Source organism: Micromonospora sp. RV43 (genome assembly GCF_001029515.1).
GTDB lineage: Bacteria > Actinomycetota > Actinomycetes > Mycobacteriales > Micromonosporaceae > Micromonospora > Micromonospora aurantiaca.
This window is the reverse complement of record NZ_LEKG01000250.1, coordinates 1-7,401: the sequence shown is the minus strand read 5'-3', so window position 1 is coordinate 7,401 and position 7,401 is coordinate 1. Positions and strand designations below refer to the sequence as shown.

Sequence of the window (7,401 nt, the reverse complement as noted above, 5' to 3'; positions counted from 1 at the left end):
CCCCCCGCCGAGGTCCCGCCGCCCGCCACCGAGGCGAACCCGCCCGCGCCGGCGTCGAAGAAGAGCAAGCTGCCGATCATCCTGGCCGCCGCGTTCGGCGCCGTTCTGCTCATCGCCATCGCGATCGGCGGCACCCTCTACTTCGTTGGCCGTAACGACCTCACCCGGGAGCAGGCCCAGCGGGAGTGCCGCACCGCCATCGAGCGGGAAGCCGAGGCGCGCGCGAAACGTGTCGGCGGCATGAGCGACAAGGTGCTGGTCAGCGTCACCGGGGTCGACATCCACGACGTGTGGGAGACCGACAAGGGGTGGTCGGTCGACGGCACGGCGACCATCCTGCTCGATGACCCGATGCTGACCCAGATGCCGACCGCGGTGCCTCTCCGGTGCGACGCGGTCGCTTCCGACGACGGGGTACGTACCACGGTCAACAACCGGTCCTGACAACCCATCACGAAAGAGGCCGCCGCCTCCACCTGCCTTCGGGCGGGCGGAGGCGGCGGCCTCTTTCGTCGTTTCAAGGCCGACTGCCTGAAGGTGCGCACTAGTGCATTTTGTGCGCGTCGTGCCTGCCTGCGCCTTTGTGCTGGTCGAGGGACTCAACCTCACATAGAACAGGTTCCATATGTCGGTGAGCTTTGGCAGCATCGGCACTTCCTAGTCACACAGAGGAAGGAAGCCGATGCGACGAGTGTTGCTACGGGTGGGGCGGCGCACGACCGCCATCTTGCTCGCCATCACGACCATCCTGGCCGTCACCGCCACGTCAGCCGCCGCCAACGACGCGCAGAGCCCGAAGGGCGGACAGCCCTCATCGGACCTGTTCCGCACCGACGAGCGGGGCGCCCTGGCCCGGCTGAAGCTGGCCCAGTCGAGCCCGCAACCGATGGCCGCCATCGTCTACGCGGACATCAACTGCTTCAACATCCCCACGATGTACGTGAAGGACAAGGGTTGGGGGGTGGGCGCCCAGGGCAACAAGCAGGTGGACGTCTTCCGGGATCTGTTCATCGACGGTCAGTGGTGGAAGACCACCGAGAACTGGCCGTGGACCTCATCGTCCGGATCCTGGAGCACCCCCACCGGCGATCATGGCACCCTGATCGGTGGGGCCCGGTACATGCTGTGGGTGACGGCCTACTACGAGGCGACCGGCTCGTACATCGGGCGGGCCACGGACTACTGCGACATGTAGACCGCGGCTGCCGAGACTCCAAGGGATGGTGAGGGTGGCATGTTCGACGAGAATCCGGCCAACAATCCGACCCGGGTGTGGGAGGTCGGCGGCCGTGATGTCGACTTCGATGCCCGCGCCCTCCTGCGCAAGCTCGACAGCACCGGCATCGGCATCGTCCGGTACCTGATCGAGCGCCCCGACCAGACCTGCGCGGTGCAGGACGTCGCGGACGCCGTCGGCAGGCCAGCCGCCGAAGTCGAAGACGCCGTCGCGTGGATCAACACCCTCGCCGAGGCCCTGGGGTACCTCGACCTCGTGGAGCGTGCCGCGTCAGGGGTGCGCTTGCCCGCTGCCACCGTTGCCGTGGCACGGCAGGGGTTGATCGACGCGCAGCGGTGAGCCGTGGAGCAGCCGGACGCGGGGGACGCGGCGTCGGGGACGACTACCGCTCCCCCGCACCCGACCGGCGATTCCGCCACCACTGCCGGAGCTTGCCCGGCCCGAGCACCAGCACCAGCAGCACGACGGCCAGCACGGCAGCTGGCAGGAGCAGGCGCAGCGCGGACACCAGCAGGTCGGAGAAGTCCATAGAGTGCCTCCGCGTGGTTCGTCCGGGGGCGTTCAGCCTAGCGGGATCCGCTGCGCTGTCGAGGTTCCAGCGGCCCGCGCCTCACGCCCTCGACGCCAGCGGTGCTCTACTCGCGCAGAAACCGCGTGACCGGCGGCGGGTTCGTCTCGCGCACCGGCTCGTACAGCACAACCCGGACCGCCTCACCGAGCTCCGGCACTGGCAGCGCGGCACGCGGGTACGTCCAGTACCGCTGAAGGTCCACCACCGCCGTGGCCTCCACCTCGTGCTCGTCGACGAGCTGCCGCACCGACCACCGGCGCCAACGCATCCACCAGCGCTGCTGGTAGGTCGCCTTCCAGTGGTCCCACCAAGTCGCGAACCGGGCAGTCTGGATGACCTCCCGGCGGTGCTTGCGCACCCGCTCGACGGGCAGCTTCTCGGCGAGGACGCTCATGGCCAGCGTCAGCCTCATGCTGTCGATCTGCTCGAACAGCTCCGTCCGGCCGGCGGCGTACGGGCCGACCTCCTCGCTGATCTGATGGCGTAGCTCGCCCAGCACGATTACCTGGGAGGTGGCGCGCGCGACCGGGATGTCCCACGGGCTCATGCCGCTTCCCTCCTCGTCGTCCAGGTGCGAAAGTTCTGCCAGGCCCGAGAGGCTGTCGGACCGCGCTGGCCCTGGTAGTGGGAGCCGACGCCGGTAGCGCCGTAGGGCAGCTCGGCGGGGCTGGTCATGCGGAACACGCACAGCTGCCCGATCCGCATGCCGGGGTGCAGGACGAGCGGGCGTGGGTTGTGGTTGACGAGTTCGAGGGTGATGTGACCCGAGAAGCCAGGGTCGACGAACCCGGCGGTGACGTGCACGGCCAGGCCCAGCCGGCCGATGGAAGACTTCCCCTCGACTCGGGCCGCGAGGCCGTTGCCGACCGTGACGCGCTCCAGCGTCGAGGCGAGCAGCATCTCCCCGGGCCCGATGACGTAGGGGCGGCCCTCCATGTCGACGGGCAGCATGTACGGCGCGATGGCCGGGTCGATCGCCGGACTCACCTCGTACCAGCCCCCGGCATTGACCGGCGGCCACACCAGCAGGTGCTGGTCCAGGCGCACGTCGATGCTGGACGGCTGGACTAGTTCCGGCTCGAACGGGTCAACGGCCAGCCGGCCATCCTTGATGGCCCGGTTCAGGTCGCGGTCAGACAACAGCATGGTCGCCCGCCGTTTCCGCGCGTCGGGCGCGCAGCTGATCGACGCGGGCAGCGACAGTCGTGGCCACCTGCTCCTGGGGGGCGTCGGCCGGCACCACCAGGTACCGCTCCGGGTCGGCGGCCGCGAGGTCGAGGAACCGCTGACGGACCCGCTGGTGGAAGTCCAACGCCTCCTTGTCGAGGCGGTTCGCTCCGCGCCGGCGCAGCACCCGCGCCAGTCCCTCCTCGGGTGGGAGGTCGAGCAGCACCGTCAGGTCGGGGATCAGCCCGTCAGTGGCGAAGTCGTTGAGCCACCGCACGTCTGCCTCGGGCAGGCCGCGGCCGGCCGCCTGGTAGGCGGTGAAGGAGTCGACGTATCGGTCGCAGATGACCGCAGCGCCCCGGGCGATCGAGGGGCGGATGACGGTCCGCACGTGGTGGGCCCGGTCGGCGGCGTAGAGCAGGGCCTCCGCCCGGTCGGATGGGATGTCCCGCCGCTCGTCGAGCAGCAGCAGCCGCCGAATGTGCCAGCCGAGTTCAGTGCCGCCGGGCTGCCGGGCCGGGGTGATGTCGTGGCCCAAGCCGTAGAGCCGTCCGGCCAGCCGGCGGGCCTGGGTGCTCTTCCCGGCGCCCTCACCGCCCTCGAAGACGATGAACAGCCCCGGGGGCCTGCCCTCGGCGCGGTTGGCGAGGTGCTGCTCGATGTAGGGGTTCGGACGGTCGAGCTGCACTACCTGCACGTTGCCGCGGAGCTTCCACGCGTCGGAGGGGCCGAGGGCGACGCGGACGCTCAACGGGCTGATGCCCTGCTCGTGGCACCACGCGAAGGCGTCGTCTTCGCCGCCGAGGATCACGGTGGTCACGAGACCTCCCGGTACGGGCTGGCCGCGGCCTCGGTGCCGTCAGGCAGGGTGGAGATCTCGAAGTCGGCGAAGACGTTCGGCGCGACACCCTTGAGCTGCCGCAGGCACTCCACGGCCAGCACACGAATCTCCACATCGGCGTGCTCCGTGGCGCGCATCGTGACGAAGTGCCGCCACGCCCGGTAGTTGCCGGTCACCACGATCCGGGTCTCGGTCGCGTTCGGCAGCACCGCCCGGGCCGCCTGCCTGGCCTGCTTGCGGATGGCCGTGGTCACCGGCACCTCAACGTCGAAACACTCGACGCAGATCGAACACCACGCCGCAGGTCCGCCCAGCATGCGCGAACGCCATTCGCGGTTGCCGTGGCCGCAGCGAGGACAGGTCGGCAGTCCGTGCGCCTCACGGGCGAACTTCGTCTCCAACCTCAGCCGGATGTCCTCGTACGTCCGCGTCGCCGTGCTGGCGGCGTGCTGAAACTTCTTGTGCAGCTCCGGGTCGTCGGCGATCACCCACGGTTCGACCATCGCGGCGTCCCGCTCGGGCACGTAGCGCTGGGAGAGCTGCGAGTAGGAGAAGTGCCGGTGCCGGATCAGCTCGTGCGTGAACGAGCGGGAGACGCCGCTGAAGTAGAAGCTCACCGAGCCGTGCTCCAGCACGCTCAGGTGGCCGACCTCCAGGATGTGCGCCAGGTAACCGGCGTTGGTGGCGGTGGCCGGGTTCGGCTTCTTCCAGCTCTGGTAGCAGGCCCGGCCGGCGAACTCGGCCAGGGCCTGCCCACCGTCGGCGTCGGTCGACCAGGGCACGTCGTCCGGTGGCTGGAACTGGGTGTACGCGATGAGCTTGACGGTGGGGTGAGCGGTGCGCACGGTTCTCCTTCAGGCGGTGGCGGGGTGGGTGTTCTTCGACCGGACGGCGTGTGCCAGGCGGGCGGTCCAGTCGCGGTACTCGTCCTCGGTGTAGAGGCGGCCGCAGGCGTCGCACTCGATGTACTCGCTGCCGTCGTGACGCATGAGCTGGGAGACCTGGTCGCAGCCGTCGGTCTTGCACAGCGAGCCGAGGATCGGCTTGGGCAGGGGTTCGGTCTCGCCGAGCGCTCGGCGCAGCGCGGTGCGCAGCTCGCGGATCTCCTGAGCGTTCGCGGCGATGCCGGGGTGTCGGTCGCAGGCCTCATCGGCGCGGTCGCGCATCCAGCGGGTGAGCTGGTAGACGGTCACCGGCGGGAGGCTGTGGTCGGGCCATAGGGTGTCGCGCCAGTCGCGGACGATCTCGTCCAGGACGGTCGCGGCGGACAGGTAGCCGATCTGGTCGCCGGCGGCGACCAAGAGCGGGTTGCCGTCGGGGTCGAGCACGGGCCGGGCAGTGAGCACCGTGTACTCGACCTCGCGGATGTGCGCGCCGTCGGCGTCGACCACGACCTTGCGGCTGCGCACGAGCACCCGCTCGGTGGTGGTCTTGGGCACCAGCGTGTCCCGCACGGTGCCGGCCCGGGCCGGGGCGAGCAGGTCGACCAGGTCCTCGTCGATCGGCAGGGCGGGTTCCCGGCTGCCGGAGACGACGGGTTGCCCGGACCGGGCCCGGATCGGTCCGGCGCCGCCGAGCGCGGCGATCGGATCGCCGCCCCGAACTGCGGTGGGCTCCATGGTGCTCAGGTCCAGCAGCGCCGCCGTGAGGTCGTCGATGTCGGCGACGTGCCGGTCGAAGCGGTGTCGGCAGCCCTCGTCGACGGGCCAGCGGTGAGGAAGGCGCGGCTCCGCGTCGGGGCGGTAGACGCGACACAGGACACAGTCGTCAGACATTCGGCTGATCTCCGTTTCCGCTGAGACGCGGGTTACTGTTGCGGGAGATCAACCGCTTGGGGGCGGGAGGTCGCAGGGGGAATGATGGGCCCGGATGGGAGTCCGGGCCCGTCTCCGTTTCTGCTGGCTTACGGGCTGGCGGTCAGGGGATCAGGTCGTCCACGACCCGCATGATCACCTCGAAAGTAACTGCGGCAGCGTCCCGGAGCCATCGGCCTACCCGGGACCGGCGTGTATCGCGCGGCGCTGCCCGCGAATGGTCCGGCTTCACCGCGCGCCCCGGGGTGGGATCGTCCTCGGCGCGCGGCGCCGCGTTGGGCCGGTGTTGCGGTTTCGGCGTAGCCACAGCGCCCGCTGCATCGGGTCGGTGGGTGGCCCGTCCAGCGGCTCCTGCTCTACACCGAACCGCCGGACCAGCGCCACGAACTCGGCGTACCGGCGGCGGCTCTGCGTCCGGGCGAGCTGGTCGTGGAGCTGGCGCATCGTCTCCGCCGCCCCGCGTGCGTGTCGGCTCATCTCGAACATGCGCACGATCAGCTCGGTCTGCCACGGAGTGAGGTGTACGACCTCGGTGGAGTGGGTGCTCACCCAGGCCAGGACGGCCTCCCCGGTGGGCGTGCGGCTGTCGCGCTGCGTCGTCCCCGGCGGCTCGAACGGCTGCACTGCGCCTGGGAGCGGGTCGACGTCGCCCGGCTCCGGGGAGCTGTTCACGGATCCGACCTTCCCCGCATGACCGGCGCCGGCGGCGTGGCCTGCTTCGGTGGAGCGATCTCGTCGGCGGCCAGTCGCAGGACGCCCGCGGCGAGGGCCGGCAGGACGGTGCAGGAGACCACCTCGACCGGCTTGGTCGTGTCGCCGTCGACGTACTCGCGAGGGTGCTTCTCGTGCTTGACGACGGTGACCGTGTACCAGGGCTGTGTCATCGGTTCCTCTTTCTGATTGCGGCGGCGAGCAGGGCCGCGCGGGCGGAGCGGTTGCGGCCCTTGCGGATCAGCAGCGGCACCAGGTAGCGGATGAAGGCGGCGCGCACTTCAGGACGAGTCACGTCGGTGCTATTCCGCGTTGGTGGGGTTGGTGGCGATCGGCGCGGATTCGAGGCCCGCGAGGCGGCCGCGGGTCTCGTCCATGCCGATGGAGTTGTCGTCCGCCCAGTCGGGTTCGAGGAAGTCGTCCTCGTTGATGGCGAGGCAGCCAGCGCGGCGGGTGCAGTAGCACGTGCCCTTGGCGAGCGTGCAGGGCGGGCCGTCTGGCGCGTGGTCGGTAGGTCCGAGCATCGGTGCTCCTCGGGAGGGAACGTGGAACAACGTGAGGTGGTCGCGTGATGGGCGGGCCGCCGTTTTGGCCGGCAGCAGCCCGGCGTCCTTCGCGCACTTAGGTCCGTAGCCACGTGCCCGTGACTTCGGGTCGGTGAGGACCTGGTCGCAGCCCCGGCAGCGCACCTCACGGGGTGCTGCCGGGACGGGCATCAGGGGGAGCGGCTGCATGGCTCAGGCGACTGCGTGGTCCGCGGAGGCGGCGAGGTCGACGTGGACGCTGACGCCGCCGATCTCGACCGGCTCGCCGCCGGATCGGGCGAGCTGCTCGGCGAGTTTCGGGGGGATGCCGATCGCGGTGAGGCGCACCATCGCCTCGATGACGGGCAGCTCCGACGAGGGCCACTCGCGGCGGTTGCCGGTACCCCGGGATCCGGCGGTGGGCCGCAGGAGGCCGCTGGTGGTCCAGGTGTCGAGCTTGCGGAGGGTGAGTCCGGGAACCCGCCGCAGGATCTGGCCGGCGTCAGGCATTTCTGCTCCTTGGGGATGGGTGGGCG

At 70.4% G+C, this 7,401-nt stretch carries 14 protein-coding genes and 1 pseudogene; 3 read left to right on the top strand and 12 right to left on the bottom strand.

The genetic code is table 11. The annotated features are described in order from the left end of the window. The 3 genes from ABD52_RS39945 to ABD52_RS34825 form a co-directional block, all read left to right on the top strand. Window positions 1-444, top strand: a 444-nt coding sequence (locus ABD52_RS39945) for a hypothetical protein (protein ID WP_047894535.1), incomplete at its 5' end; no start/stop codon positions are given. 238 nt (window positions 445-682) lie between these two features. Continuing rightward, entirely contained in the window at window positions 683-1,195 is a 513-nt protein-coding gene (locus ABD52_RS34830) for a hypothetical protein (RefSeq protein ID WP_152748359.1), read from the top strand. Window positions 1,196-1,234: 39 nt separating this feature from the next. After that, complete coding sequence (locus tag ABD52_RS34825) at window positions 1,235-1,576, top strand: hypothetical protein (protein ID WP_047894533.1); 342 nt, start codon at window positions 1,235-1,237, stop codon at window positions 1,574-1,576. 43 nt (window positions 1,577-1,619) lie between these two features. Here ABD52_RS34825 and ABD52_RS39940 read toward each other — a convergent pair whose 3' ends face one another. From ABD52_RS39940 to ABD52_RS34780, 12 genes and pseudogenes are all read right to left on the bottom strand, one after another. Further along, a complete protein-coding gene (locus ABD52_RS39940; protein WP_161801654.1) occupies window positions 1,620-1,766 on the bottom strand; it encodes a hypothetical protein in 147 nt (48 codons plus the stop codon). A 106-nt stretch (window positions 1,767-1,872) separates the two neighbouring features. Continuing rightward, a complete protein-coding gene (locus tag ABD52_RS34820; protein WP_047894532.1) occupies window positions 1,873-2,355 on the bottom strand; it encodes a hypothetical protein in 483 nt (160 codons plus the stop codon). Further along, window positions 2,352-2,954 carry a dCTP deaminase gene (dcd, locus tag ABD52_RS34815; RefSeq protein ID WP_047894531.1) on the bottom strand — a complete coding sequence of 201 codons (603 nt, stop codon included), beginning with the start codon at window positions 2,952-2,954 and terminating at the stop codon, window positions 2,352-2,354. Before dcd ends, ABD52_RS34820 begins: the two co-directional genes overlap by 4 nt. Continuing rightward, window positions 2,941-3,795 carry a dTMP kinase gene (gene tmk, locus ABD52_RS37735; RefSeq protein WP_053065528.1) on the bottom strand — a complete coding sequence of 285 codons (855 nt, stop codon included), beginning with the start codon at window positions 3,793-3,795 and terminating at the stop codon, window positions 2,941-2,943. Before tmk ends, dcd begins: the two co-directional genes overlap by 14 nt. After that, the gene (thyX, locus tag ABD52_RS38725) at window positions 3,792-4,598 is read right to left on the bottom strand and encodes an FAD-dependent thymidylate synthase (protein ID WP_368665029.1); all 807 of its coding nucleotides are present in this window, start codon (window positions 4,596-4,598) and stop codon (window positions 3,792-3,794) included. The genes tmk and thyX overlap by 4 nt, the downstream gene beginning before the upstream one ends. Window positions 4,599-4,670: 72 nt before the next feature. After that, window positions 4,671-5,591, bottom strand: coding sequence for a hypothetical protein (locus ABD52_RS34800; RefSeq protein WP_047894529.1), 921 nt, complete (start codon window positions 5,589-5,591; stop codon window positions 4,671-4,673). A gap of 267 nt (window positions 5,592-5,858) precedes the next feature. Then, on the bottom strand, window positions 5,859-6,302 hold the full coding sequence (locus ABD52_RS34795) for a hypothetical protein (RefSeq protein ID WP_047894528.1): 444 nt from the start codon (window positions 6,300-6,302) through the stop codon (window positions 5,859-5,861). Beyond that, window positions 6,299-6,514 carry a hypothetical protein gene (locus ABD52_RS34790; RefSeq protein WP_047894527.1) on the bottom strand — a complete coding sequence of 72 codons (216 nt, stop codon included), beginning with the start codon at window positions 6,512-6,514 and terminating at the stop codon, window positions 6,299-6,301. The genes ABD52_RS34795 and ABD52_RS34790 overlap by 4 nt, the downstream gene beginning before the upstream one ends. After that, window positions 6,511-6,636, bottom strand: a complete 126-nt coding sequence (locus ABD52_RS41525) for a hypothetical protein (protein ID WP_255352904.1) — start codon at window positions 6,634-6,636, stop codon at window positions 6,511-6,513. Before ABD52_RS41525 ends, ABD52_RS34790 begins: the two co-directional genes overlap by 4 nt. A 7-nt stretch (window positions 6,637-6,643) precedes the next feature. Beyond that, window positions 6,644-6,865 carry a hypothetical protein gene (locus ABD52_RS39935; protein WP_047894526.1) on the bottom strand — a complete coding sequence of 74 codons (222 nt, stop codon included), beginning with the start codon at window positions 6,863-6,865 and terminating at the stop codon, window positions 6,644-6,646. A gap of 96 nt (window positions 6,866-6,961) precedes the next feature. Next, window positions 6,962-7,057: pseudogene (locus ABD52_RS41795) on the bottom strand (DUF6011 domain-containing protein); the annotation flags it as partial. Window positions 7,058-7,078: 21 nt separating this feature from the next. After that, window positions 7,079-7,375, bottom strand: a complete 297-nt coding sequence (locus ABD52_RS34780; RefSeq protein WP_047894525.1) for a hypothetical protein — start codon at window positions 7,373-7,375, stop codon at window positions 7,079-7,081. Window positions 7,376-7,401 lie beyond the last annotated feature (26 nt).

What these genes read in the sequence shown, in the direction of transcription:
- ABD52_RS34830 (WP_152748359.1), top strand. Translation starts at nt 683, where the DNA reads ATGCGACGAGTGTTGCTACGGGTGGGGCGGCGCACGACCGCCATCTTG.
- ABD52_RS34825 (WP_047894533.1), top strand. Translation starts at nt 1,235, where the DNA reads ATGTTCGACGAGAATCCGGCCAACAATCCGACCCGGGTGTGGGAGGTC.
- ABD52_RS39940 (WP_161801654.1), bottom strand. Translation starts at nt 1,766, where the DNA reads ATGGACTTCTCCGACCTGCTGGTGTCCGCGCTGCGCCTGCTCCTGCCA.
- ABD52_RS34820 (WP_047894532.1), bottom strand. Translation starts at nt 2,355, where the DNA reads ATGAGCCCGTGGGACATCCCGGTCGCGCGCGCCACCTCCCAGGTAATC.
- dcd (WP_047894531.1), bottom strand. Translation starts at nt 2,954, where the DNA reads ATGCTGTTGTCTGACCGCGACCTGAACCGGGCCATCAAGGATGGCCGG.
- ABD52_RS34800 (WP_047894529.1), bottom strand. Translation starts at nt 5,591, where the DNA reads ATGTCTGACGACTGTGTCCTGTGTCGCGTCTACCGCCCCGACGCGGAG.
- ABD52_RS34790 (WP_047894527.1), bottom strand. Translation starts at nt 6,514, where the DNA reads ATGACACAGCCCTGGTACACGGTCACCGTCGTCAAGCACGAGAAGCAC.
- ABD52_RS39935 (WP_047894526.1), bottom strand. Translation starts at nt 6,865, where the DNA reads ATGCTCGGACCTACCGACCACGCGCCAGACGGCCCGCCCTGCACGCTC.
- ABD52_RS34780 (WP_047894525.1), bottom strand. Translation starts at nt 7,375, where the DNA reads ATGCCTGACGCCGGCCAGATCCTGCGGCGGGTTCCCGGACTCACCCTC.